This is a genomic window from Brevibacillus gelatini, assembly GCF_003710935.1.
GTDB classification, from domain to species: Bacteria; Bacillota; Bacilli; order Brevibacillales; family Brevibacillaceae; genus Brevibacillus; species Brevibacillus gelatini.
This window is the reverse complement of sequence record NZ_RHHS01000019.1, coordinates 20,023-45,905: the sequence shown is the minus strand read 5'-3', so window position 1 is coordinate 45,905 and position 25,883 is coordinate 20,023. Positions and strand designations below refer to the sequence as shown.

The following is a 25,883-nucleotide window of genomic DNA, read 5'->3' as shown; positions in this document are numbered from 1 at the left end:
GGCCAAGTACATTTTCATTCAATGTGGTGGCTGTCAGGCCATGGTAGTTTGAGACAGCCCCTTCTTTCTTTTTTCATGTGACCTCGCTTACTGCGCCCATTCCCGCAGCGTCTTGTCTTTTGGCAGCAAAAGTCCGACGAAGCCGATTAACGGCAGCATGGAGCAGAGCGTGATGACAAAGCTGAGGCTGAACATGTCTGCCAAATAGCCGAACACAAGAGCACCCATGCCGCCCATCCCGAATGCCAGGCCGATTATCAGGCCGGAGACGGTGCCGATTTTTCCCGGCAGAAGCTCCTGGGCATAGACGACCGTGACCGAAAAGCTGGAGAGCATGATGAAGCCGCTGATAACCAGCAACGGAAAGGCCCAGAACCCGGAGGCATACGGCGTCAACAAGGTAAAAGGCAGCGATCCGAGCGTCGAAAGAATCAGCAGATTGCGTTTACCGAACCGATCCGAGAGAGGACCGCCGAAGAATGTCCCGACGGCTCCGGCAAACAGGAAGCCGAACACGACGAGCTGGGCGCTGGAATAGTCCATATGCTTGTCGTACATCAAATAAAACTGGTAAAAGCTCTGATAGCCTGCGTTCATCCACGAACGGACGCTGACAATCAAAATCAGCAGCCACAGGGCGATCAGCCGCTGTCTGCGATTCGTGTACGCGAAGACTGCGGCAGCCGTTTTCTTCATTCGTTGCTGTCCGCGATACCAAAGTGCCACGTAAAGCAGCACACAGCTGGCCAATACAGCCGGCAGCAAAAACCAGGCGGCGCCGGACTGGCCGAGATTGGCGAACACCAGAATGGTCATCAGCGGTGCCAGCGCTTGCCCCGCGTTTCCGCCTACCTGAAAAATGGATTGCCCCAGACCGCGCCGAGGGCCGGACGCCTGATGCGCGAAACGGGACGCTTCCGGATGGAAGACAGCGGAGCCGATCCCGACGCAGGCTACGGCGATGAGCACGAGGTAGTAGTTGCCCGCAAACGCGAGGGCGAGCATGCCCAGACCCGAGACAAGCAGGGCAAGCGGCGGCAAAAACGGCTGTGACTTGCGATCGGAGTAATAGCCGACCACCGGCTGCAGGACCGAAGAAGTCAGATTCATGACCAAGAGAATGATTCCTACCTGTGTGAAGGTCAACGCGAGATTTTTTTCCACGATGGGAAGCAAGGCGGGAATGACCGCTTGCAGGCTGTCATTCAGCAAATGCACCAGACTGATGGCAAACAGCATGCGATAGACAGTAGGTGCCGCCTTTCCTGTGCCGGAGGCTGGAAGCGGTGTAGATGTGGCACTCATGTCAGTTCATCTCCATTGGTTGTAGTGTAAAAAAACTGCGGATTGCCCGTGTGCTTTCTGTTTGCCCACGCACTTTTTCACTGTAGCATGGAACGGTGCGAGCGTCATTACTGTCTGGATAGCATATGACGGCAAGACATAATGCTGCAGCAGGCGAGGAAGTTTTCGCTGGGCAGGTTTGTGAGGGAATGAGAATACATGAGATGACGTACACTACTTGCGTATCAGCAGTGAGGAGGAGTGTACATGGAAAAGAAATCCAACGATGTAAACGGCAAGCAGGAAAGTCACGTGCGCCAAGGCGGCGATTCTCACCGCTCCAAGCAAAAGCAGCCGGAGGGTCCTGTGCAAGGCTTTAGCCAGGCGCCAAAAGGCCTGCAATAACGAACAAAAAGTCTCCCTCATCGACAAAAACGGTGGGGGAGTTTCTCTTGTAAGGAACATTTTTCTACAAATGCAGACAATCCTGTGTTACAATATCTGAATCAGATGATTACCAACAGAAGAAAATATTAGTCCATCTGGTTGAGTGGCACTCTTCACCATTGTGCCTCCCTTTTGTTTTGTCAAAAAGCGTGCGCGAACAAGGAGATTGATTCATATGCCAGAAACTGTTGTAAAAACACGTGCTTCTGCTCCGCGCAAGAAAAAACAGCCGACACGCAGCCGCAAGCTGCGCAAATTCCTGACGATTTTCACATTGACCGTCCTGCTGTTGGTCGGCGGTGTCGCCGGAGCGATTTACTGGAAAATTGAAGACACGCTCGACGTAGTAACAAACCCGACAGAAAGCGGTTTTATTTCGGAAGCTTCGAAAAATACGGACCCGGTCTACCACTCTGAAAAGCCGATGTCCTTCGTCCTGCTCGGTTCGGATACGCGTCCCGAGACAGGCTCGATGAACACAGACGTCATGATTGTCGCTGTCGCCAATCCGCAGACGAAAAAAGTAACGATGGTGTCCATTCCGCGTGATACACGGGTGAAAATTCCGGGGTATCGCGACTACCACAAGATCAATTCGGTATACGCCAACGGCGAGGCGGAGCGCAGACAGGCCGAGCGCAACAACCAGACGCCGACCGAAGACGGTATTTCCTTGACGAAGAAAACGTTGAACGAAATTTTGGGAATTCCGATTGAGCACTTTGTCGCCGTCGACTTTGACGGATTCAAGGCTGTCATTGACGAGCTGGGTGGAGTCGAGGTCAACGTCGACCGCAAGCTCGTCTACGACGATCCGACAGACAACACGCATATCAATCTGAGTCCGGGCCTCCAGACGCTGAATGGCGAGCAGGCACTTGGCTACGTGCGCCACCGCCACGACAATCGCGGACTCAAATACTACTCCAGCGACTTCGATCGCAACCGTCGCCAGCAGGAAGTAATCCGTGCCGTTGTCGACAAAGTGGCTACCCTGGACGGCTTGACCAAAATTTTCAACATTTTGGACGTAGGCGCGAAGCATATACATACCGACCTGTCCAAAGACCAGATCAAAGGATTGGCCTACGATTTCAAAGGCTTCAATTCCTCTACCCTAATCACGCTTGACAACGGAGCGTACTGGCAGGGCGGCTACACGTACCTGGAAAAAGAAAAGCTGGAGCTGATTCGCAGCTCCTTGCAGGCGGAGATGGGCTTGTCCGGCAAAGTCGTCGCACAGCTGAACAACTCCCCGATCCTTGGAGCGGGTGAATCAACCGTTTCCGCCTCCAGCAGCAAGTCGACCAAAAAGAAAACGACGGAATCCGCGGCTTCCGCTACAAGCAAGCCGAAAGCAACGGCGGAACCGAAAAAGCCGACGGAACAGATGGAAGTAGCGGAAGGACAAGAGTTTGCGGAAGAGGGCGCTGTCCCGCCGCCGGATGTAGTGAGTCCGGAGCAGCAGGGTCAGACATATGTCCCTGACACGCAAACGCCTGCTTCGAACCCGGCTGCAACTCAGCCGACTTATGTGCCAGCAGGCAATGCCGGAACATCGGCACCGCCACCAGACATCGTTTCCCCGCCTGTCACCGAGCAAGACAGCCCGAAAACCCAATCATAAGGGAAGTCAAACAAGCACTCGCTTCTTTACAGAAGAGCGGGTGCTTTTTTTGCAGCCAAGTTGCCCCAAAAGCTAGTCGCAGCCAAGTTTTCTCCACATGGCCAGGCAAGTGTATTTTCATTGGAAGTTTTCTAACAAAAATGAAACGAAAGGTTTAGAAAACACCAATTTCGTGGTACAATAATAATATGCTGATAAAACAGATTAATCAGATAATTAGAGACACGACTGGAGGGATTTGGATGACAATTTTCTTGGTGAACTTGTTTCTGGTGATTGCCTTTGTGTACCTCATCAGCCGCCAACAAAATGAAGAGCTTGTGTACGACGAAGATTTTTTCCTCCAGAACCCCTCAGCGCTGGAAGAATACCAGCAAATGCCGATTGATTTCCAACACGCCTTTTTCCGCAAGCACAAAGAGTGGATTAAGGAAAAATATATGCGCGGGGAAAGCTATATTTTAGGCTATTGCCCGAACAAGGAAGTAAGACGCGCCTGGCTGTCCGAATTCATGAACCAAAAAAATATGAACGATACACCAACCCCTTCCTGAGCGAAGGGGTTTTTCGTGCGCGGGGCAATCGTGCTATACTTCTAGCTGGAAAAGGAATAACGCCATTAACAGGAGGAACCATTTACGTGCTGCAATTATTGGTCGAAAAACTAAATCAACTGCTGTCTGCGCGAGGAATGATTACCGATATTGTCTTGCGCTCTGACCGCTCTTTGCTGGAAGACGAAGAAATGCGTGAAGTGATGATTTCCTTCGCAAGCACGTTGGCAGAAGAGCAGCCTGTGGCGACCATTCATCTGTTTTTGCTGGATGACGAACAGAGCTGCGAAATCGAGGTCGAGATCCAGTATCCATACGATCTGCAAGCAGAGCAGATCCAGGCATTGTGGGCGCAGGCGAGAAGCCGGGTGGCGGAGTGCTCGCTGTCGGAAAAGCGGCGGTACATCGAACCAGGCAAGCTGGCGGAGACGAGCGTGCAGGTGGACTATCACTTTGTCGTCCAGATGCCGCAGAGTGCCGAAGAAGAAGCGGATTTGGACGCGACATTGGAAAGGTTCGCGGTCGATTTGGGAGAGCTGGTCAAGCTCGGGTAGGCAGGCCGCAACACAGCGGTTGAAGCAAAGGCTCAGGTGAAGGGTACCTGGGCCTTTTTGGACTTTTTTGCCCGTCTGAAAAAAGTGATACCTTGTGTGAGGGAGGGAAAATTCACCGCGGCAGGCACGCCAAGTAAGAGAATTGGTTTTGTTTTGTCCGACAGTCGGGCAGGATTTACAAGCTGGCGTGCAGAATGGAATAGATGAAAAATGAATGAGCATTCATTCGTCAATTATCAACAGGGAGGGTCGTACCTTGAAGCTTGCAACCGTACTGGAACCTGTCCAGATTGGTACTTTGACACTGCCGAACCGGATCATGATGGGGTCCATGCACGTCGGTTTTGAACGACTGCCGGACGGTGTTGCCCGTCTCGCTGATTTTTACGCAGAGCGGGCCAGTGGGGGAGCCGGATTGATCGTGACCGGAGGCGCTGCTGTGCTGCCAGAGGGCGGCATGGGCGAAGTGTACTGCAACGTATACCTGGATGAGCACATCGAGCAGTTGAGGGTGATTACGGAAAAAGTTCATCAGGCGCAGGGCAGAATCGCGCTTCAGCTTTTTCATGCGGGCCGTTACGCGTACAAGGAGGCAACAGGGCTTGATCCGGTAGCGCCTTCGCCCTTGCAGGCGCCGATCAATCGCAGCAAGCCGCGGGAGCTGGATGCGGCAGAGATTGAACAGACCATTGCTGCCTTTGCCGCCGGAGCGGTCCGTGCGCAAAAGGCTGGCTTTGACGCCGTGGAAATTATGGGCTCGGAAGGTTATCTCATCAACCAGTTTCTTTCGCCTGTCACCAACCAGCGTCAGGACGAGTGGGGGGGAGACTTTGCGCGGCGGGCGCGCTTCGGCATCGAGGTGGCGAAGCGGGTACGCGCGGCGGTGGGGCCTGATTTTCCTGTGATGTTTCGCATGTCCGGGCTCGATCTGATTCCGGACAGTACGACTATGGAGGAAACGCTGCAATTTGCCCGCATGCTGGAAGAAGCCGGGGTTGATGCGCTCAATATCGGAATTGGCTGGCACGAGTCGAAAGTGCCGACGATTTCCATGCTGGTTCCGCGTGGCGCGTATGTGTGGGTCGCCCGGCAGGTCAAGCAGGCGGTCAGCATTCCGGTGATCGCCAGCAACCGGATTAACGATGTGCGTCATGCGGAAGAAATTTTGCGCGCAGGGCATTGCGATCTTGTGTCCATGGCCCGGCCTTTTTTGGCCGACCCGCAAATTGTGGCAAAAAGTGTGCAAGGACGCTTTGATGAGGTCAACACGTGCATTGCCTGCAACCAGGCTTGTCTCGACCATATTTTTGATGGCAAAGTGGCGTCCTGTCTGGTCAATCCGCAGGTCGGCAGAGAGGCGGAGTGGGCGCTTGTTCCGGCGGCTGTCAGGAAAAAGGTGGCGGTCGTGGGCGCGGGTCCCGCAGGACTGGAGGCGGCACGGGTGCTGGCCGAGCGCGGGCACCAGGTCGTCCTGTTCGAAAAACAAGAGCGGATTGGCGGCCAGCTCAACTACGCGCGCCAGGTGCCGGGCAAAGCGGAATTCAACGAGACGCTGCGCTACTACCGCACACAGCTTGCAAGGCTTGGCGTAGAGATCCGATTGGGCACGGAAGCAGACGCAGATGCGCTGGTGGCGGAAGCCTTTGCGGAAGTGGTCATCGCGACGGGAGTTGTTCCGCGCGTGCCGGAGATTCCGGGCCGGGAGCTTGGGCATGTCGTCATGTACGACGCAGTGTTCGAGCACAAGGCGAAGGTCGGAAACAGAGTGGCGATTGTAGGGGCCGGGGGAATTGCCTGTGACTTGTCCCATTTGCTCGTCCACCATGAAGTCATTTCCGCGCAAACGGCGGACTATTTGCTGTCCTACCGGATTTTGGACGAACAGGCGATTCACCGCCTGCAGGCGAGCAAGCGAAAAGTGTTCATGCTGCGCAGAGGCAAGCATGTCGGCAGCGGATTGGGCAAAACGACGCGCTGGGCGACATTGGCTCAATTAAAGCAAAAGGGCGTGGAGATGCTGACCCAGATCGAGTACAGGCGAATCGCTCCGGAAGGGGTGTACATCAGCGTAAACGGCGAGGAGCAGCTCGTGCCTGCTGATACGGTCATCATCGCGGCTGGTGCGACGCCGAACCAGTCGCTGTATCACGCGCTGGAAGGCCGTCTTCCGGTTCATCTGATCGGCGGGGCCAAAGAAGCGGGAGAACTGGATGCCAAACGGGCGATTCTGGAAGGAGCGCAGGTTGGCAGAGCGATTTGATGTTCGCAAAAGATTTTCTATTCCGAAAATAGGGTGAATCGTGTATGATGGGAAAAGGATGTCGTCTTTTCAGAACTTTTGTCGAATCGCTTTTCAACATACTTAAATTCTTGCACAATGGAGGCGTACTGTTTAAATTCACGTGATTGGGGGCTTTCGCCTTGATGAACCAAAATGGCATTCTTTTAGGAAAACGTTACTTCCTGTACTCCACTGCACAGGTAGTAGAGGTGGAGGGATGGACGTTTACGATTGCCCCGGGGTTTAAGATGATTGCGGGTGGTAGCGCAAACCCACTTCAGACATTAATCAGTATGTACCGCGAAAATGAAAAGGTTGCTCAACTCGTGCTTCATCATAGACGTTCCGACTCAGATGTTACCGTTCAGGCCGTATCGAGCGAGCTCCTGCTGGAAATCGCCCCTGCGACCAGAACCGTGAGTGTGGCAGAGAAGCAGTAAGGCACCCTTTGTGGGGTGCTTTTCGCTTTTTTCTAACAGTACATGCAGGCGAGGAGGCTGAATGATTTGGCAAGTAATGAATGGCAAGTAGGCGAGCTGCATTTGACGTGGCTCAAAGGCGGTCTGACACAGCTCGATGGCGGCGCGATGTTTGGGGTAGTACCCAAGCCGCTGTGGAGCAAGCGCTACCCGGCGAACGATTTGAACCAGATTCCGCTGCGCGCAGACCCGATTTTGGTACAAGCCCACGGAAAACGCATCCTGATCGAATCCGGCATCGGAAATGAGCGGCTGACCGAGAAACAGAAGCGCAACTTCGGCCTGGTGGAAGAGTCGCAAGTGAAGGAGGGGCTTGCGGCAAAAGGCTTGACGCCTGCTGACATCGACATCGTCATCATGACGCATATGCACTACGATCATGCGAATGGCCTCGTTTCCGTCCAGGACGGCCAGCTTTTTTCCACGTTTCCAAATGCGGTGATCTACGTCCAGGAGCAGGAGTGGGCCGAGATGCGTGAGCCTAACATCCGTTCGCGCAATACCTACTGGGAGGACAACTGGCGTCCCATCGAGTCCCAGGTGCAGACGTACGGCGCCACGTTCGAGGTCGTTCCCGGCATAACCCTGCACCATACAGGCGGCCACAGCCAGGGACATGCCATCGTCCGCATGGAAAGCCAAGGCCACCTGCTGTTGCACCTCGCCGATATTATGCCGACACACGCCCACCAAAATCCGCTGTGGGTCATGGCCTACGACGACTACCCGATGACCTCCATCTTCGCCAAGGAAGAATGGATTCACGGCGGCATCCGCCAAGGGGCGTGGTTCACCTTTTACCACGACAATGTCTACCGAGCCGTAAAGTGGAACGACAAGGGAGAGCTTATTGACCAGATCAAGATAGCCGAGTAAAAACCGGGGTTGTCCCGGTTTTTTGTTTTGAGTGGAAAAAACACGGCAGATCGCCCGGACGAACCAGATTGCGTCCTTTCGAAGCAGCCACGCCAGCTATCGAATTTTTGATAAGCCTCATAGAAATTTTTCATAATCCAAAAATTTTGAATGCTCATTGACGAGCGATAGACTCCTCACTACAATAGGAGCATCACAGAGCATCTGTTCTGGTAGGCAGGATGAAGCAGAACAGTCGGGGGGAGAGAGACGATGAGCTGGATCAAATCACGTATGCAAGAGTATCACCCGATCGTCTGGTCGCTGGTCGCAGGGACCGTGTTCGTCAGGGCTGCCAGTTCGATGAGTATGCCGTTTTTGTTTTTATACTTGTCCAACCAGACCGATATGGACCTGGCCATGATTGGCCTGACCATCGGGGCCGGGCCGCTCGCCGGGACGATTGGCGGCTTTATTGCCGGAACGCTGTCAGACCGGATCGGCCGCAGACGGGTCATGCTGGGAGCGCTGTACGTCTGGACGCTCGTATTTATCGGGTTTGCGCTCAGCAAAAACCCGCTGATTTTGCTTTTGCTCAACATGGCAGGCGGGCTCTGTCGCTCGTTTTACGAGCCGGTGTCACAGGCGCTGATGGCCGACGTGACGCCTCCTGAGAAGCGCTTCCGGGTATTTGGTCTGCGCTACACGGCGATCAACGTCGGAGTTGCGATCGGACCAATCGCGGGCGCTGTGCTGGCGAAAACATCTGTCGCCTTGCCTTTTCTGATTACGGCACTCATTTACCTCGTCTACGTCATCAGCTTGCAAGCGCTGTTGAACAAGTTCGGGATCAGACAGATCGAGGGACAAAAGAAAGAGACGATCACCTTTGGCCGTGCTTTCAGCGTGATCGTGCACGACAAGGCGTTTCGCTTCTACATATTTGCAGGCATGCTGGGCGCAATCGGCTATTCGCAGATGTCGTCCACCCTCGCCAAGTTCACGGAGATGACCGTTGCTTCCGGTGCCGAACTGTTTGCCATCCTGATGAGCGTCAACGCCGTCGTGGTCGTGCTCATGCAGATGCCGCTGACCAGATGGGCCGAAAAAAAGACGCCTCTCACCGCGATTGTGGTGGGAAACGTCCTGTATGCGCTTGGTGACGTCGGTTTTGCCTACGCCAACTCCTGGCTCGTCTTTATTATCGGGATGGTGCTGTTTACATTTGGGGAAATTTTGACCTTTACCGCGAGTGACGTCCTGATTGACCGCATGGCCCCGGAAGCCATGCGCGGCAGCTATTACGGCGCGAAAAGCTTCAGCAACATTGGACAGTTCATCGGCCCGTGGATGGGCGGCCTGCTTCTCGGGCTTTACGGCGGTACGACACTGTTCTTGACCGTAGCGGCGTTTTCCATGGCGAGCAGCGCATTCCAGTGGGCGGGTCAACGGGTTTACTTCGCCACCCAAGGCAAGTCGCTCAATCAGAGCAGGGCAGAATCACTCTAGCGCCTGCATGATGCGTTCCGCGATGCGGGCATAGCCTTCTGCATTCGGGTGAAAATGATCGGTGTACAAATACGCCTGCTCTTTGCGCAGGAACAGGTCATACGTCGGGACGACGAACACCTGCGGATAGCGGGAGGCAATCTCGGAGGCCGTGCTGTTCCAGTCCAGAACGGGCTGCACCGTATCGACCGCCGCTTCCGTATTGCCAAATGGGTTGTACAACGACGTGTAAACAATCGTCGCCCTGCTGTTCAACTGGCGCATTTGCCGGATGATTTCCTCGTAGTTGGTCGCAAGCCTGTCCGTGGCTGCGGCCACTTTTTCTTTGTCGATCGTGTAAAGCCCGCCCGTTTGCCTGAACAAGTCGTTGCCGCCGATCGTGAACAGGATGAGGTCGGCTTCGGCGAGCAGCGTCTTGACCTGCGCTTCGGACATTTGCTTGAGCAGGTCGGACGACTCCTGCCCGTTAATGGCGAGATTCGTAAACGTAATCGGGTGTTCGGCCTTTTTTTCCAACGCTTGCCGGACGAGCCCGACATATCCCTGGCCGTTCGCATCGCCAGCGCCGCGGGTGAGCGAGTCTCCGAGCGCGACGACATGGTGGATGCCCTCTTTTGGCAACGGGGCTGTCGGCTCGGCGGTTTTTGCAGGTGGCGCTCCTGTGGAGGGGGCCAGTTGCTGCGGGTTCATCGCCAGGACAAAGCCTGTGGCAAACAATAAAAAGGACAGAAACGACAACAACCCGGTCGTGCGCCAGAGAAGTTTGCCGGATGTGCGCATCGGCTATCCTCCTATTCGATGGGAAGTGTGTAGACATGGTATAATGTGGTGGGACATCTTATGCCAGTGTACCATAAACGAAACGCTCCCGTCAGTTGCGGGAAGCGAAACAAAGACAGGAGGGCGCACCTTGGGCGAAACAGTCCTCGCCGTATCACGATTGCAAAAAACGATCGGCAAAAAGCAGATCATTCACGATATTACATTCGATGTGTTCGCTGGGGAGGTGTTTGGCTTTTTGGGGCCAAACGGTGCGGGCAAGACGACGACGATTCGCATGCTGGTCGGCCTGGCCAAGGCAGACGGGGGAGATATTCGCATCGGCGGAATTTCGCTCAGGGAGAACTTTCCGGAGGCGATTTCGCAAGTCGGCTGCATCGTGGAAAATCCCGAGCTGTACAAATTTTTGACAGGCAGGGAAAACCTGGAGCAATTTGCCCGCATGAGCGGCGGGATTACGCAGGAGAGAATCGAAGAAATCGTTCGCTTCGTCGACCTGGAGCGGGCGATTGACGACAAAGTCAAAACGTATTCGCTCGGGATGCGGCAGCGGCTCGGAATTGCGCAAGCACTGCTGCATCGGCCGAAAATCCTGATTCTCGACGAGCCGACGAACGGGCTGGACCCGGCAGGGATTCGCGAGCTGCGCCAGTTCATCCGCCGTCTGGCCGAGGAGGAGGGGCTTGCCGTCTTCATTTCCAGCCACCTGCTCAGCGAAATCGAGATGATGTGCGATCGGGTGGCGATTATCAATCAAGGAAAAGTCATTTCGGTCGGGCTGGTGCAGGAGCTGATGGAGCAGTTTGCCGACCAGGTGGAATGGACGATTCCCCATGCCCACCTGCCAAAAGCGCTGGAGGTGCTGCGCGGGCACAACGCCGTGACGGATCTTTTGACCGTCGGGGAGGAAAGCGTAAGGACGCGGATGGACATGGAGCGGGTAGCGGAAGTCAACCAGAAGCTGGTGCAGGCGGGAGTTCCGGTGGTCGGGATTGCCACGAAAACGGTGACGCTGGAAGACTTGTTCCTGACGCTGACAGGGGGAGGAGGAGAGAAATGAATCAAAGCATGCTGGGCCTCGTCCAAAACGAAACGGTCAAATTGCTGCGCCGCCGCCGCTTTCTCGTGGTCGTGCTGATTCTCGCCATTCTGATCCCGATTTTTACATACGCCCAGTACCGCTCGGTCGTGACCGCGCAGGAGCGGATGGGCACAACGGACTGGCGGCCGCTGTTGACCCAGCAGATCGTCGACATGCAAAACCGGCTCGCGTCCAGCCGGCTTCCGGACGAATGGCGCGATTTTATCAAAATCCGGATTCAGCAGCAGCAGTATTACCTCGACCATGATATTAACCCGATGGCACCCGGTGGCCCGACGTTTGCCCGCGGCTTCATGGATCAGGCCATCTCCATGTTTTTGCCGATGATAATCGTGGTGCTTGCGGTCGATATTGTCTCGGCCGAGTTCAGCGAAGGGACGATCAAGCTGCTTTTGACCAGACCTGTGCGGCGCTGGAAGGTGCTGACCAGCAAGTACATTACGCTCTTGCTGTTCACTTCCCTGACCGTTCTGATGACGCTTATCCTGGCCTACTTGCTGTCGGGTGTCGTGTTTGGCTATTCCGGCTGGGACTTGCCGATTCTCACAGGCTTCGAGGTGTCAGGCGGGGAGCTTGTGACGTCGGGAGCGTTCATGCTGCCGCAGTGGCAATTTCTGCTCATGCAGTACGGGCTTGGCTGGTTTGTGTGCATCGTCGTCGGAACCGTGACGTTCATGGTCTCCGTCCTGATTCGCAGCGCCGCGGCAGGCATGGGCATCATGATGGCGGCGCTCATCAGCGGAACGATCCTGACGCAGATGGCTTCGTCATGGGAATCGTCCAAATACTTGTTTGTCGTCAACCTGCAGCTCACCAATTACCTCAATGGCACGCTGCCCCCGATCAAAGGAATGACGCTGCCGTTCTCGCTGGCTGTACTGACGATCTGGGCGGTGGCGGCGCTGATTGTAGCATACACTGTCTTTACCCGCAGAGACGTCACTTCCTGATCTGGAAAAAAGTGCTACCTTTTTTCCGTTTCATTCGTATCTCATGGCAGGATCAAGTATGGCCACGAGAGGAGAATTGCGTGAGATTATGGACATGTTATGGAAATGCGGGATGGTTGCACTGACAAGTATGCTTGAACTGTGGGGAGCGATTCCGATCGGCTTTGTACTGCAGCTGCCTCCGATTCTTACCGGGATTTTCAGTGCTCTTGGCGCGATTGCCAGCGCCGGGATTGTCATCTATCTGGGCGGTTCGCTCCGCAGCTGGCTGATGAAGCGCGTGGAGAAAAAAGCAGGGCGGCAAAGCCGGATGGGCCGCATCTGGGAGAAGTACGGGGTAATCGGACTTGGACTCGCTTCTCCGCTGTTGACAGGCGCTCCGCTTGGGGCGGCAATCGGCATTTCGCTCGGGGCACCGCCTGGCAGGCTGATGTGGTGGATGTCGATTGGCATCGTGATCTGGAGCATCATCCTTACGGCAGCAGTCGCCTTCGGACTGCTCCAGTTTATGCCGCCAGAACAGCTGGGCTGAAAAATCTCTCTTTTGTCGGGCCGAAATCTTGCATACAATGTTCCAGGGAATGAAAAAGGAAGGCGGGATGATCCGTGAGTGAGAAAAAAGAAGCGCTGGTGCCCGAACTGGACGAACTGCTGCACAAGTTTACCGAGCTGTTGACGGGTGAAGCGACGCCAGAGCGCGTCGAGATGGTGAAAGTATGGTGCCTGTACACCACGATGGCAAAAGCGATGCCGCCGCTCATCCAGCATTGGGGCAGCGAACCGCAGCATCAGGCTGCGCGCAACCAGATCCGGGAAATCATCGAGCAAATCAAGCAGTGGAACCAGGCGAAAAACCAGACACACTAGCACATTCAGGAAGAAGCGCCGTCTTTTTGCGATGCGATGCAGGGCAAAAGACGGTGTATTTTTTTGCGGAAAAAAGCCGGAACGATTCAGCCGTTGCTGGTAAAAAAAATTCCGGCTGCTGCCCAGCTTATCCTTTTGCGAGCAAACAAAAAGACACGAACCTGATGCGACAGGTCGTGTCTGTGAGAAACGCGTCTTCCGCTTACAGCTAAGGCTTCCAGGTCAACTGCTTGGAAGTCTCGATCAGTTCATCCAAGGAAATGCCGTGGGCGGTTACGACTACGTAGAGCGACTGGTTATTGGACTGGGCGTTGAAATGAACCGCGTGCTCGGCAGCAGAGCTGTTCTTGTCCGGATTGTCAAACGAAACAGCAATCGCCTGCTCGCCGTTTACGGCAAAGAGCTGAGTAGCGGAGAACGTGCCGGGAATCGACAGGCTGCGTTTGCCTTTCGCATTGCGAACCACCTCGATGCGAATCCAGCTGTCGTTATGCTTGTAATCCGCTGAGAGGCGCGTGACCTTTTGACTCGTCTCCGATTCGTACTGGACGGAGATCGTGCTCAAGGAAAAGCTGTTTGCGTTTTGCGCAAGCACGGGCACAGGCATATCCGATGCTTGTACGGCTGTGTCGGTGTCCGTGAAGGTCGACAGCGTGATCGGCTGTTTGGCGAGCGTTGGCCCTACAATCTCGCTTTCGCTGTTTTCCGCTTGGTTGGCTTCCGGTACGCTCATCGCAGTAATCCCCATGGCTTGCTGGTCTTCTGCGGGCGAACCGGCTGTTTTTCCGGCGATCAGATTGTGCTTTTGCCCTGGTTCATCTTTGCCCAGTGCTGTCGTGACGTTTGCGCCCTGTTCCGCTGCTTCTGCCGGAACGGTTGTGGAGGCGACGGACGCCTGCTCTTCTGCTTGCGGCGTTTGTGCCTTGGGCACGGCAGCTTTCGCTTGCGGCGTATTCAGGGCTATTTCACGGTTGGCTGGCGCCGGTGCTGTACTTTGTGCAGCCGACGCTGCAGGCTGAGATGCCTGGGCAGCCGTCTCGTTTTGCTTTGCCAGCGGCTGCTCGTTGCCGACTGTGGCATTTGCTGCTGATCGGGCAGAGGCTGGTGCAGATGCCGGAGAAGCGTCCTGCATTTGCGACGATTCGTTGCCGTACATGGCGATCTGGTTGCCAGCGCCTGCCTGTGCTGCTTCCGGCTGCTGTGACGCTGTCTGGAATGAATCGCCCTGGAGCTGCTGGTAGCTGATGAAGCCCACTGCCAAGAGGACTGCCGCTGCGCTGACCCAGGCGAATGAAGGGAAGCCTTTGGTCCGACGCTTGCTTGGCACAGGTGCTGCCGCCTGCTGTGGATGTACAGCTTCGGTTGCGGCGTGAGGGGGCACACCTTGTCCGGCGTTCTGGTAGATGGCCTGCATGATCCTCTCTTCCAGGTTCGCTTGGGGCAGTGGAACCTCCTTCAAGAACTGCACCTCCTCTTCGGTTGTCATGTGCGTTTCAATCCATGCGATACAATCCTCACAGGACTCTATATGGGAAAAAATATCGCTATCCGTGTCATCTGGCCATGCTTTTCTAAATGCCTGGCAGTTCATGTACGAGCCCCCCTTCCTTGCGGGATAACAGTTTTGCGAGTTCTTGGCGAGCGCGCAAGTAACGGACACGTGCTGTAGACTCGGCGATGCCGAGAAGCGTTGCTATTTTTTCGAACGGATATTCATGCGTGCAGCGAAGGACGATCACTTCCCGGTAAGTATCCGACAGCAAGGCAAAAGCCTCCTGGATTTCCCTGCGCTGCTCCTTGTTCATGAGTGATTCTTGCGGAGACTCGTCCCGCGTATTGGACGGCACATACGCCAGTTGTTCGTCGGAGTCGTGAAACTTCCGTCTGCGCAAAAAGTCAATGGTCTTGTTGCGGGCAAGCGTATGTAACCAGGATGAAAACTGCGAGTCGCCCCGGAACGTGGACAGCTTTTCATACGCCTTGACGAACACTTCCTGCGTCAGATCCTCCGCATCAGCGCGATTGTTCACCATCTTGTAGATGAACACGTAGATCATATGCTGATAGCGCTGGATGAGTTCGCGATACCCTTCGATGTCGCCCTGAAGAATCCGCTGAATGATTTCGGCGTCGGATTGCATGGAATCTCCGGCCTCCCTTCCCTCTATGTGACGCTGGCTTTTTCCCAAACGTTTCAGACCAGCATCTCGTTTTCTATAATTTCGTATGGATAGCCTTGCTCGACGAGAAAAAGCTGACGGTGGAGCGAAAACTCCTGCTCTCTCGTATCGCGTGTCACCAATGTATAAAAATGAGCGGTGTTATTTTCGGTTTTTGGTCGCAAAATCCGTCCCAGTCGCTGTGCTTCTTCCTGACGGGAGCCAAATGTGCCGGAAATTTGAATCGCCACATTGGCGTCCGGCAGGTCAACGGCGAAATTGGCTACCTTGGAGACGATCAGGCGCGTGATTTCCCCATTTTTAAATTGCTGATACAGCATCTCGCGTTCTTTTTCCGGCACTTTGCCTGTAATCAGCGGCAGTTGCAGGGCATTTGCCATCTGCTCTAGCTGGTCGACGTACTGCCCGATAATCAGCACCCGGTCGCCTTCGTGGCGCTCCAGCAGCTTTTTGACAACCTCCAGCTTTTTCGGGTTTTCGGCGGCGACTCGAAACTTTTGCCGTGCCGTCGCATGCGCATACGCTTCCCGCCACTTCGCTTCAAAAGGCAGCCGGATTTCCCGGCAGCGCGCTTTTGCAATCCAGCCCGCATCCTCCATCGCTTTCCAGGGAACCTCGTATTTTTTTGGCCCGATCAGCGTAAAGACATCTTCCTCCCGGCCGTCCTCCCTGACGAGCGTAGCCGTCAATCCCAGTCGTCTTGTCGCCTGAATCCCGGAAGTAACGCGAAAGACAGGTGCAGGCAATAAATGCACCTCATCGTAAATAATAAGCCCCCAGTCACGCTCTGAAAAGAGCTTCATGTGAGGAAATTCATCCGAAGACGTAGGGCGGTATGTGAGAATTTGATAGGTTGCCACCGTGATCGGCTTTACTTCCTTGTGATCGCCGGTGTATTCGCCGACCAGCTCGGGATCGAGGTCCGTTTTGTCCAGCAGCTCGGCGATCCATTGTCGCACGGAAGTGGTATTCGTCGTCAAAATGAGCGTAGCCGTCTGCAACTGGGAAATCGCGCCAATGCCAATGACGGTCTTTCCGGCTCCACAGGGCAGCACGAGCACGCCGCTGCCGCCGAGAGCGGAGCCTCCGCGGTAAAAGGCGTCCACCGCTTCCTGCTGATATGGGCGCAAGGAAAACGGCTTGCCCGCAGCGCTGGTCGACCGCAAGTTGACCGGACACGATTCCCCTTGTGAATAGCCCGCCAAATCCTGGACGGGCAGTCCCAGCCGAATCAGCTCTTGCTTGATGAGGCCGCGCGCGTAGCTTTTGAGCACATAGCCGTCTTCGAGCAGGGCTGCAATTGACTTGTATCCGGCCAGTTCCTTGAGGATGAGCGGATCGTCGCTATGTAAAACGAGGTCATCTCCGCGGCGTTCGAGCCGGATCAGACCGTATTTGCGCATCGTGTCTTCGATTTCCTTGACGATGGTTGGGGGCACGCCGTATTTGCTGTAGGTGCCAAGAATACCGATCACCTCATGCGGCTCCATCCCGCTTGCCGCTGCATTCCAGAGCGACAGCGGCGTCATCCGGTACGTGTGGATGTACTCGGGGCTTTTCAGCAGTTCGCAAAAGCCGCTGATGGCCTGCCTGGCTTCGGCAAACTGCGGGTGCTGCGTTTCCAATAAAATGGTGCGATCGCTTTGCACGATCATCGGCAAGTCTGGACGATAAGACATGAGATTCACCTCGCGACAAACGGCATATGAATCAGCACTATGGTATCACAATCCGGAAAAGAAAGAAAAACAGACAGGTAACATTTACGGCTGGATGGGAAACAATATCCAAAGCATGGTCGGAAAGGAAGGCGAGGTGCATGGGAACGTGGGGAAGCTTGTTCAACTTGGGATTGGTCTTGATCCTCGTTTTCCTCAACGGTTTCTTTGTCGCAACCGAGTTTGCCGTGGTGAAAGTGAGGGAATCGCGGATCGCCCAACTGGTGGCGGAAGGGAACAAACGCGCCGTAAACGTCGAACAGGTCATCCATAATCTGGACGCGTATTTGTCAGCGTGCCAGCTTGGCATCACGCTGGCGTCTCTGGGGCTTGGCTGGCTGGGGGAGCCTGCGGTGGCTCATCTTTTGCATCCTGTTTTTCGCTATTTTCAGCTCAATGAGACGCTGGTGAGCAGCATTTCCTTTATTATCGCGTTTTCGGTCATTACCTTTTTACATATTGTCCTGGGCGAGCTTGCTCCGAAAACATTGGCAATCCAGCGCACGGAAATGGTCGTGCTCGCGGTTTCCCGACCGATTCAGCTGTTTTACAAAATCATGTATCCGTTCATCGCGCTCTTGAACTGGTCGGCCAGCCGCTTTCTCAGGCTGTTTCACATTTCGATGGAAGCGCATCAGGAGGCCCATACAGAGGAGGAAATCCGCATCCTGGTCAACGAAAGCCACAAAAGCGGGCTGATTGACCAAACCGAGCTGATGCTCGTCGACAACATCTTTGATTTTTCCGAGACGATGGCCAGGGAAATCATGGTCCCGCGCACGGATATGGTCGTGCTGAACTTGCGCGATCCGTTCGAGGAAAATGTCCGGCTGGTGCAAAACGGCCGCTTTACCCGCTATCCGGTCGTGGACGGCGACAAGGATCACGTCGTGGGGAGCCTGCACATCAAAGACATGCTGACAGGTCTTTTGCAGGGCGAGCACCATGATTTGCAGACGCTGATGCGCCCGATCCTGACCGTGCCCGAGACGATCTCGATCAGCCGGCTTTTGACCATGCTGCAAAAACAGCGCGGACAACTGGCGATCATCATTGACGAGTACGGCGGGACAGCGGGGCTGGTCACGCTGGAAGATATTATGGAAGAAATCGTCGGGGACATCCAGGACGAGTTTGACGACGAGCGTCCGGAGGTCGAGAAGAACGACGATGTTTTGTCGCTCGACGGTCGGATGCTTCTGGAGGAAGTGGGCGACTACCTGAACATGAATCTGGAATCAAGCGAGGTGGATACGCTTGCCGGCTGGATTTACATGCAGATTGACCACCCGCCGCGCGTGGGCGACCGGGTGCGCGAAGGCAAGTACGAATTCGTGGTCGGGGAAGTCGATCATTACCGGATTACCAGGGTTTTCGTCAAAAAGCTGGCGAGCGCCGAGGAAGAAATCGGTACAAAAGATTGATGAAAAAAGCTTTTCAGCACGCAATAATATGCTATAATGGGACACAAGTTGCACAAATGCAAAATGGCTCGGTCACCAGAGGGGAACCGTGCAAAGAGAGCAGAGCTTAGAGGAGGAAGTACAGATGAGACGAGCAGTCAGTATGGTACTGACCACGTTGCTGGCCATTTCTTTGGCAGCATGTGGAAATGAAACAGGTGGACAAAGCGAGGCTACCACGGCTAGTTCCGGCCAGGAGCAAACCGTGAAGCTGGGCTTGACGCAATTTGTAGAGCATCCGGCACTGGATGCGATTCATCAAGGGATTTTGGATGGCTTGAAGGACTCCGGCTACGAAGAGGGCAAAAATCTGGAGGTTGACTACCAGAACGCGCATGGCGATATGAACAACACGGTATCGATTGCGCAGAAGTACGCCGGAGACAAAAAGGACATGGTCGTAGCGATTGCTACCCCGTCCGCGCAGGCTGTAGCCAAGACGATTGCTGACATACCTGTTTTGTTCAGTTCCGTAACAGACCCGATCTCGGCTCAACTGGTCAGCAGTCTGGAAAAACCGGACAAAAACGTGACCGGAACGAGCGACAAAGTATCCATGGAAGAGCAATTGAAGCTGGTCAAAACCTTCCTGCCACAGCTGAAAAAGCTGGGTGTGATCTACACCACTTCCGAAGTGAATTCGGAAGTACAGGTAAAAGAGCTGGAAGAAGCAGCGAGCAAAGAAGGCGTAGAAATTGTCAAGGCGGGTATTTCCCAGCTTTCCGAGGTGCAGCTGGCAGCTCAGGGACTTGCTGGAAAAGCAGACGCGATCTTCATTCCGATTGACAACACCGTCGTATCTTCGTTCGAAGCTGTCCTGGGAGCAGCGGAAGCGAACAAGATTCCTGTCTTTGCTTCGGACACAGACACCGTAAAACGCGGCGCAGTCGCTACTTACGGCATCGATTACTACATGATCGGCAAACAAACCGGCGAGATGGCTGCCCGCGTCCTCAAAGGACAAGCAGTTGCAGACACGCCAGTCGAAATTTCGAAGCAGGCCGACCTGTACCTCAATGAAACGGCTGCCGGGAAGTTTGGACTCACGATTTCTGATGCACTCAAACAGCAGGCGAAAGAAATTTTCAAGTAAAGAAAGAGAGCGTCAAGCTCTCTTTTTCTTCTTTTAAAACTGTTTTATCCATGTTAGAATTAGTAAAAATTTTTCAAGGGGGTATTTATCACATGTTCAAGCAAAAGAAGACTATCAGAAAAATTCAGAGTATTTTATTTCCTTTATTGCTTTTGTCTGTTACTGCATGTGGACAGCAAAGCGCTACTCCGGCGAACAATGAACAGGCTGCTCCTGCTGCCAATCAGTCTGCGCCGGCTGCCGAGAACAAGCAGTTCACGATTGGCATTTCCCAATTCGTAGAGCATCCTGCCCTGGATGCAGCGCGCGAAGGGTTTGTGGCACAGCTTGCGAAAAACGGGTACGAAGATGGCAAGCAAGTGAAAATCGACGTGAAGTCGGCGCAAGCGAGCATGGACACCGCGATTTCCATCGCGCAAAAATTTGAGGCAGACAAAGTAGACCTCGTGCTGGCAATCGCGACGCCAACCGCGCAGGCGGCTGCTCAGACGAGCAAGGAAATTCCGGTTTTGTTTACGGCAGTGACTGACCCTGTGGAGGCTGGTCTGGTAAAATCATTGGAGCAGCCAGGCGGAAACGTAACAGGTACTTCTGACATGAACCCGGTCGAAGAGCAATTGAAGCTGGTGAAGGAGCTGAAAGCAGACGCGAAATCCGTAGGCATCATCTACAGCTCCGGTGAGGTAAACTCCAAGGTACAGGTAGACACAGCCAAAGCCGTTGCTGACAAGCTGGGGCTGACCATCCAGGAAGCGGCGATCACCAGCGCGACAGAAGTGAAGCAGGCAGCCGAATCCATGGTAGGCAAAGTCGATGCGTTCTACGTGCCGACCGACAACATGGTCGTATCGTCCATCGCAGCTGTCCTGGGCGTAGCGGAAGCGCAAAAAATTCCGGTGATCGCAGGTGAGGAAAACTCCGTGAAGAGCGGGGCGATTGCTACCTACGGCATCGACTACACCAAGCTGGGCGAGCAAACGGCAGACATGGCTGTGAAAATTTTGAAGGGCGAAGCGAAGCCGGCTGACATGCCAGTAGAAATGCAGGCCGACATGAAGCTCGTCTTGAACAAAAAAGCAGCGGAGAAAATGGGAGTGACCATTCCGCAATCCATGCTCGACCGCGCTGGCGAAGTGATCGAGTAATAATCGCAGCAACAGGAGGATTTCTTCTATGAATTTGGCAATAATGGGAGCCATCGAGCAGGGCTTGCTATTTGGAATTTTAGCTCTGGGCGTGTTTTTGACCTTTCGCATTCTGAACGTACCTGACTTGACGGTAGATGGCAGCTTTGCTTTGGGCGGCGCGATCGCAGCCAAGTTTATCATCGATGGAACCAACCCGTACCTGGCTACCCTCTTGGCGTTCGTCGTCGGAGGCTTGGCAGGGGCATTTACCGGCGTTTTGCATACAAAAGGGAAGGTCAACGCACTGCTTGCAGGGATTTTGACGATGATCGCACTCTATTCGATCAACCTGCGCATCATGGGGAAGGCGAACTTGCCTTTGCTTCGTGAAGATACGTTGTTCACCTATGTAAAAGACTTGAGCATTCCGAATTTGACTGTAGGCGGAGTGATATTGCTGACAGGCGTGTCGGTCGTGTTCATCGTCGGGATTTTGCTGCTCAAGCTGGCAATCGACTGGTTCCTGCACACCGACCTTGGCCTCGACCTGCGCGCGACGGGTGACAATCCGAAGATGATTCGCAGCTTCGGTGTCAACACCGATACGACGACGATTATCGGTCTGGCTCTGTCCAACGGTCTGGTTGCGGTATCCGGCGCATGGGTTGCCCAGTACCAGGGCTTTGCCGACGTTGGCATGGGGATCGGGATGATCGTGATTGGTCTTGCTTCTGTTATTGTCGGGGAAGTGCTGTTCGGCAGCTCCTCCATTTTCCGAGTGACGCTCGCAGTCATTCTCGGCTCGATTGTTTATCGCCTGGTGATTGCACTGGCCCTGCAAGCGGGACTGAATCCGTCGGACATGAAGCTGATTACCGCTTTGATCGTAATTGTGGCACTGACCGTCCCAACCGTTGCCAAAGGCATCTGGAATAAGCAAGCGGTACGCTCGGTAAGGGGAGGAAACGGCCATGCTTAAAATTTCGAATGTCAACAAAGTGTTCAATGCCGGCACGGTGAACGAAAAAATTGCCCTGCGCAACGTCAACCTGCACGTCAAGCCGGGTGAGTTTATCACCGTCATCGGCAGCAACGGAGCCGGAAAATCGACGATGATGAACATGATCTCCGGCGGACTGTTCCCAGACAGCGGAACGATTACGATTGACGGCAAGGACGTGACGCGCCTTGGCGAGCACCAGCGCGCCGAACTGATCGGGCGGGTGTTCCAGGACCCGATGGCAGGGACTGCGCCGAACATGACGATTGAAGAAAACCTGGCGATTGCGCTCGGCCGCGGCCGCCGCCGCACACTCGGCTTCGGTGTGAACAACCACAAGCGCGAGCTGTTCCGCGAGCAGCTCAAGCAGCTTGACCAGGGACTGGAGAACCGTCTGAAAACAAAAGTCGGATTTCTCTCCGGCGGTCAGCGCCAGGCACTCAGCCTGTTGATGGCTACTTTTACGGAACCGAAAATTTTGCTCCTGGACGAGCATACAGCGGCGTTGGACCCGAAACGGGCGCAGCTCATCGTGGAGCTGACCGACAAGATCGTCGCGCGCCACAAGCTGACGACGATCATGGTCACGCACAATATGGAGCAAGCGTTGAACATGGGGAATCGCCTGCTGATGCTGCATGATGGCGGCATCATTCTCGACATTCCGGAAGAGAAGAAGCGGACGATGAAGCCGCAGGATTTGCTTCGCGCCTTCGAAGCAGCCCGTGGCGGAGAAAGCTTCAGCGAAGACCGCTTCCTGTTGACGTAATGCTTATATCAGCCTTCCTGCGCGTGCGGGAAGGTTTTTTCTTTGCTCCGCAAATGGACCCACAGCAAGGGCGGATACGCAGCAAAAAAGCGGGCGAGGGAAGCGGGAGGCGCTCGGTGCTGACGCTCGCCTTGGACCCGGCAGACTTGCTCTTGTCTGTGGCAAAGGAGCTTGTCCGAACAGGCGAGATTCGCGCTTCGCAGGACTGTTGGAGCGATACGGACAGTCTTGGCCGACTTTTGCCCAATATTTTTCCCGTTGGATGAATAGCCAGTTTGGAGCGCGGATTAACCGGGAAAAGGATAGTAGTGGCCGAGTGGATACGTTGCGTCTGTTTATCGACCGAATGTTTGCCGGGCTGGACCCGATTCCACGTGTTGCTGCGCTCGCAGACGCATTTGGCTTTTTACTGGGAGGTAGATGAGGACAGGACGCGCTGGACGTTTTTGCAAGCGCTGAGCAAAGAGCAGATGGCAATCGTTCGATTGACTTTCAGTCCGTTTTTTTTTGAGAGAGTCGCATAAATTTGTCACATAATCGTGTGAAACCGCTTTCCTCTTTTATCGTATTATTAGATGTAGATATTATCGCTTTGTTATTTAAGCTTGGGGAGGAACCATACGTTGTATACAAGAACAGAAAAAGACAAACATATTTTGTTTGCCTCCATTCGATTGATGATTTGCGTCGGGCATGCCGACGGTTATATAGGTTCAAAAGAGGTTGACCGCATTCATGACATTGTCAATTCGGAACATTTTACCTTGAAAGAACGGCAGATTTTGATGGATGACATCGATTATCCGAAGCGCCCGGAGACAATTGTGGAAGACCTGGTTGATATGAGTCAGAGCGAGAAGCTGGTGATGATGCGCAAGCTGTATCACATGGCGCTGATCGACCGGAAGCTGTCGCCCTCGGAGACGAAGGAAATTGCGCGAATCGCTTGCCTGATTGGCATCTCGGAGGAGAAGCAGAAGCAGGTCGAGGAGTGGATTCGCGAAGGGATCGCCTGGCGCGACCGCTGGAAGGACATTGTCGGTGAATAGACAAGGCTCCCGTTGCAGGAGCCTTTTTTCATACAACGAAGTCTGCGGCAAAAGCTTGGCGCAGCCATCTTTTTGAACAGGCGAGGCGATGGCGCTCCCCGCAGGAAGCTTCTGGAAGATTGGCTTGGCAAAGCTTTCTCAAGTACAATAGAAGGAAGAGACGTGCAAGTGAAGATGGGCGCCACGCTGAAGGAGGAGATTTGTGTTGCGCATTTTAGTGACAAATGACGACGGCATCGATGCACTGGGAATCAAGCGTTTGGTGGAAGCACTGCTCGCATTGGAGCAAGCGGAAATCTTTGTGGTGGCTCCCGTTGAAGAAAAAAGCGGTGTCGGTCACGGGGTAACGTATCGCACGGCGCTGGCACCAGAAAAACGCGACTTTTACGGTCTTCCCGTCAAAGCGTGGGCCGTAAACGGCAATCCGGCTGACTGTGTGAAGGCAGCGTACCATTTGCTGTTTGCAGCAGACGAGAAACCGGACATTGTTTTTTCAGGAATCAATGTGGGAACGAATCTGGGGCGTGACATTTACTACTCCGGTACGTGCAGCGGGGCGCGGGAAGCGGTCATTTTGGGTGTTCCTGGAGTTGCCCTGTCTTATGATAACTGGTTCGACCAGGAAAATTACGGCGATGTCGTGCAGATGATTGGGCCGCTTGTAAAAGAGTTCAGCGAACGGGCCAGCAAAGGCGAACTGCCACCGGACGTTTTCTGGAACGTCAACATCCCGCACGTTCCGTTGGCACAGGTAAAAGGAATCGTACCGGCGGCGCTCTCGCTTCATCATTACGAAGACAGGTACAGCAAGGAAGCGGAAGGGTACTTTTTGACACGCGAGTATCCGCAGGTGATGCCGCTTGCCGAGCCGTTTGACTACGATCTTGTAAAGCACGATTACATCGCTGTTACGCCTGTACATATCGATGCGACGGATCGTGCGCTGCTCGCGCAGATGGATGGCTGGCCGCTGATGCAGGCGTGGGAAAAGCGAGGGGAAGAGCCGGATGAGTGAAGACTTTTACCCTGTGCTCAGCCCGAACCCTGCCTTGCGTTCGCCAGAAGCCTCGACGCAGGGCGAGGTTCTCGCCAAAGACGTGTATCCCGATTTGTATGAGCTGGCGAGTGAGGCGGGCCTGCCCTATTTTGCCAGACTGAACGGCGCAGGCGAGGTCGAGCTGTACCTGGTGTTCGAATCGGTGGACGCCTTCGTCGAGCAGACGCGCGATGCCGTCTCCGTCGAATTCAAGACGTATCAGGATAAGCTGCTTGGCGTGATCTGGACCTTGTCCGATCCGCTGCAGCCACTCGGCTTTCCGCTCACTTTTGACATCCGGCAGGCGGAGCAGCGGGGGATGGCGCTGAAAATGCTGGAGCAGCCTTGCACTTTCTTGCACTATTTGGCTTACGAGGACGGTGAGTTGACACATATCTACTCCGAGGCCATTTCGTTTTCCGCAGCAGAGGTGGAACGCACACGGGAAATGATTCGCTCGCTGTTTACGGGAAAAACGGATGCGATCCCGCAGGATGCACAGGTGCGCGAGGAGGAAACGCTTACCATCCCGGCGCTTTCCTTGCCGGACACGGTGCTTGCGGAAGAAGGACTTGCCTACGTTTTCCACTACAGCCGGATGGTTGCGGCACACGGCGCAGAAGGTGCGCAGCATCTGTTGATGAACACGGTCCGCCAGGCGGTCTTGGTGATGCGCAGACATGCACGCAGTGAGGTGAGGGAATCGGCGTTTACGGTATGGGTCGCAGAGCGCGGCGAGCTGCTGGAGCTGATCGTCACTCCTGGCCTGTCCGAGCTGTTTGAGGTCGTCCATATGTCCGAGGAAGAGGCGAACCCGTTTTCCCGCTTCCTATTGACCTTGCCGGAATTTGTGGAGACAAAGGAAGCATCTCCCCTGCGCGCGGGAGCGTTTCCGTTTTTGCGCTATGAAAAGGGCGTGCTCTATCATTTGGAGCTGGATGAGGAAGTGCAGGTGCGCTTGCGGGCCTTGTTTGTGAAAACGTTTCCGGGTATGCCTGTCCCTTACGAGTAATTGTGGCAACATGGTGAAAAAGAATTTTCCAAGGAATCTTTTGCGCTTCGAGGAAATAAGGGTAAATAAGTCATTTTTCAACAAAGGATATGACAAGGAAAGTTTCGAAGTAGTAAAACAGATAATCCGTTGGGGAGAGGTGACGAC

General features: G+C 54.4%; 26 protein-coding genes. 21 read left to right on the top strand and 5 right to left on the bottom strand.

The window, feature by feature from the left end:
• Positions 1–87: 87 nt before the first annotated feature.
• On the bottom strand, positions 88–1,305 hold the full coding sequence (locus EDM57_RS09025; RefSeq protein ID WP_122904444.1) for an MFS transporter: 1,218 nt from the start codon (positions 1,303–1,305) through the stop codon (positions 88–90).
• A gap of 246 nt (positions 1,306–1,551) precedes the next feature.
• Here EDM57_RS09025 and EDM57_RS23270 point away from each other — a divergent pair, with 246 nt between their 5' ends.
• The 8 genes from EDM57_RS23270 (at position 1,552) to EDM57_RS08990 (ending at position 9,590) form a co-directional block, all read left to right on the top strand.
• Positions 1,552–1,689 carry a hypothetical protein gene (locus EDM57_RS23270; protein ID WP_005828954.1) on the top strand — a complete coding sequence of 46 codons (138 nt, stop codon included), beginning with the start codon at positions 1,552–1,554 and terminating at the stop codon, positions 1,687–1,689.
• Between the two features lie 217 nt (positions 1,690–1,906).
• Complete coding sequence (locus EDM57_RS09020; RefSeq protein WP_122904443.1) at positions 1,907–3,358, top strand: LCP family protein; 1,452 nt, start codon at positions 1,907–1,909, stop codon at positions 3,356–3,358.
• 242 nt (positions 3,359–3,600) lie between these two features.
• A complete protein-coding gene (locus EDM57_RS09015) occupies positions 3,601–3,912 on the top strand; it encodes a hypothetical protein (protein WP_122904442.1) in 312 nt (103 codons plus the stop codon).
• A gap of 86 nt (positions 3,913–3,998) precedes the next feature.
• Positions 3,999–4,466: a hypothetical protein gene (locus EDM57_RS09010; protein WP_122904441.1), complete on the top strand. Its 468-nt coding sequence runs from the start codon at positions 3,999–4,001 to the stop codon at positions 4,464–4,466.
• Positions 4,467–4,680: 214 nt separating this feature from the next.
• Positions 4,681–6,726 (top strand): FAD-dependent oxidoreductase, encoded by a 2,046-nt coding sequence (locus EDM57_RS09005; RefSeq protein WP_425455789.1) that lies wholly within the window; start codon positions 4,681–4,683, stop codon positions 6,724–6,726.
• Positions 6,727–6,890: 164 nt separating this feature from the next.
• Positions 6,891–7,187 (top strand): hypothetical protein, encoded by a 297-nt coding sequence (locus EDM57_RS09000; protein ID WP_122904439.1) that lies wholly within the window; start codon positions 6,891–6,893, stop codon positions 7,185–7,187.
• Between the two features lie 66 nt (positions 7,188–7,253).
• Positions 7,254–8,102, top strand: a complete 849-nt coding sequence (locus EDM57_RS08995; RefSeq protein WP_122904438.1) for a YtnP family quorum-quenching lactonase — start codon at positions 7,254–7,256, stop codon at positions 8,100–8,102.
• 252 nt (positions 8,103–8,354) lie between these two features.
• Entirely contained in the window at positions 8,355–9,590 is a 1,236-nt protein-coding gene (locus EDM57_RS08990) for an MDR family MFS transporter (protein WP_122904437.1), read from the top strand.
• Here the strand turns inward: EDM57_RS08990 and EDM57_RS08985 are convergent.
• Positions 9,582–10,370, bottom strand: coding sequence for a GDSL-type esterase/lipase family protein (locus tag EDM57_RS08985; protein ID WP_122904436.1), 789 nt, complete (start codon positions 10,368–10,370; stop codon positions 9,582–9,584). The two genes, EDM57_RS08990 and EDM57_RS08985, sit on opposite strands and share 9 nt — an antisense overlap.
• Positions 10,371–10,500: 130 nt before the next feature.
• On the opposite strand from EDM57_RS08985, the gene EDM57_RS08980 reads away from it, so the two are divergent.
• From EDM57_RS08980 to EDM57_RS08965, 4 genes are all read left to right on the top strand, one after another.
• Entirely contained in the window at positions 10,501–11,430 is a 930-nt protein-coding gene (locus EDM57_RS08980; RefSeq protein WP_122904435.1) for an ABC transporter ATP-binding protein, read from the top strand.
• The gene (locus EDM57_RS08975; protein ID WP_122904434.1) at positions 11,427–12,422 is read left to right on the top strand and encodes an ABC transporter permease; all 996 of its coding nucleotides are present in this window, start codon (positions 11,427–11,429) and stop codon (positions 12,420–12,422) included. Before EDM57_RS08980 ends, EDM57_RS08975 begins: the two co-directional genes overlap by 4 nt.
• Before the next feature lie 88 nt (positions 12,423–12,510).
• Positions 12,511–12,954, top strand: coding sequence for a small multi-drug export protein (locus EDM57_RS08970; protein ID WP_122904433.1), 444 nt, complete (start codon positions 12,511–12,513; stop codon positions 12,952–12,954).
• Positions 12,955–13,028: 74 nt separating this feature from the next.
• Positions 13,029–13,289 carry a DUF2573 family protein gene (locus EDM57_RS08965; RefSeq protein WP_122904432.1) on the top strand — a complete coding sequence of 87 codons (261 nt, stop codon included), beginning with the start codon at positions 13,029–13,031 and terminating at the stop codon, positions 13,287–13,289.
• 208 nt (positions 13,290–13,497) lie between these two features.
• Here the strand turns inward: EDM57_RS08965 and EDM57_RS08960 are convergent, their stop codons facing one another.
• The 3 genes from EDM57_RS08960 to EDM57_RS08950 form a co-directional block, all read right to left on the bottom strand.
• Positions 13,498–14,757: a hypothetical protein gene (locus EDM57_RS08960; RefSeq protein ID WP_342771475.1), complete on the bottom strand. Its 1,260-nt coding sequence runs from the start codon at positions 14,755–14,757 to the stop codon at positions 13,498–13,500.
• A 103-nt stretch (positions 14,758–14,860) separates the two neighbouring features.
• On the bottom strand, positions 14,861–15,430 hold the full coding sequence (locus tag EDM57_RS08955) for an RNA polymerase sigma factor (protein WP_122904430.1): 570 nt from the start codon (positions 15,428–15,430) through the stop codon (positions 14,861–14,863).
• 53 nt (positions 15,431–15,483) lie between these two features.
• On the bottom strand, positions 15,484–17,148 hold the full coding sequence (locus EDM57_RS08950) for a DNA repair helicase XPB (RefSeq protein ID WP_122904429.1): 1,665 nt from the start codon (positions 17,146–17,148) through the stop codon (positions 15,484–15,486).
• A gap of 140 nt (positions 17,149–17,288) precedes the next feature.
• Here EDM57_RS08950 and EDM57_RS08945 point away from each other — a divergent pair, with 140 nt between their 5' ends.
• From EDM57_RS08945 to EDM57_RS08900, 9 genes are all read left to right on the top strand, one after another.
• A complete protein-coding gene (locus tag EDM57_RS08945; protein ID WP_122904428.1) occupies positions 17,289–18,611 on the top strand; it encodes a hemolysin family protein in 1,323 nt (440 codons plus the stop codon).
• Positions 18,612–18,735: 124 nt separating this feature from the next.
• Positions 18,736–19,743 carry an ABC transporter substrate-binding protein gene (locus tag EDM57_RS08940; protein ID WP_122904427.1) on the top strand — a complete coding sequence of 336 codons (1,008 nt, stop codon included), beginning with the start codon at positions 18,736–18,738 and terminating at the stop codon, positions 19,741–19,743.
• Between the two features lie 92 nt (positions 19,744–19,835).
• Positions 19,836–20,888, top strand: a complete 1,053-nt coding sequence (locus tag EDM57_RS08935; RefSeq protein ID WP_122904426.1) for an ABC transporter substrate-binding protein — start codon at positions 19,836–19,838, stop codon at positions 20,886–20,888.
• 28 nt (positions 20,889–20,916) lie between these two features.
• On the top strand, positions 20,917–21,849 hold the full coding sequence (locus EDM57_RS08930) for an ABC transporter permease (RefSeq protein ID WP_122904425.1): 933 nt from the start codon (positions 20,917–20,919) through the stop codon (positions 21,847–21,849).
• On the top strand, positions 21,842–22,639 hold the full coding sequence (locus EDM57_RS08925) for an ABC transporter ATP-binding protein (RefSeq protein WP_122904424.1): 798 nt from the start codon (positions 21,842–21,844) through the stop codon (positions 22,637–22,639). Before EDM57_RS08930 ends, EDM57_RS08925 begins: the two co-directional genes overlap by 8 nt.
• Before the next feature lie 116 nt (positions 22,640–22,755).
• Positions 22,756–22,905, top strand: coding sequence for a hypothetical protein (locus EDM57_RS23695; protein ID WP_246005774.1), 150 nt, complete (start codon positions 22,756–22,758; stop codon positions 22,903–22,905).
• A 357-nt stretch (positions 22,906–23,262) separates the two neighbouring features.
• On the top strand, positions 23,263–23,688 hold the full coding sequence (locus tag EDM57_RS08915) for a tellurite resistance TerB family protein (RefSeq protein WP_122904423.1): 426 nt from the start codon (positions 23,263–23,265) through the stop codon (positions 23,686–23,688).
• A 205-nt stretch (positions 23,689–23,893) separates the two neighbouring features.
• Entirely contained in the window at positions 23,894–24,703 is an 810-nt protein-coding gene (gene surE, locus EDM57_RS08905; RefSeq protein ID WP_211338231.1) for a 5'/3'-nucleotidase SurE, read from the top strand.
• Positions 24,696–25,736, top strand: coding sequence for a hypothetical protein (locus tag EDM57_RS08900; protein ID WP_122904420.1), 1,041 nt, complete (start codon positions 24,696–24,698; stop codon positions 25,734–25,736). The genes surE and EDM57_RS08900 overlap by 8 nt, the downstream gene beginning before the upstream one ends.
• Positions 25,737–25,883 lie beyond the last annotated feature (147 nt).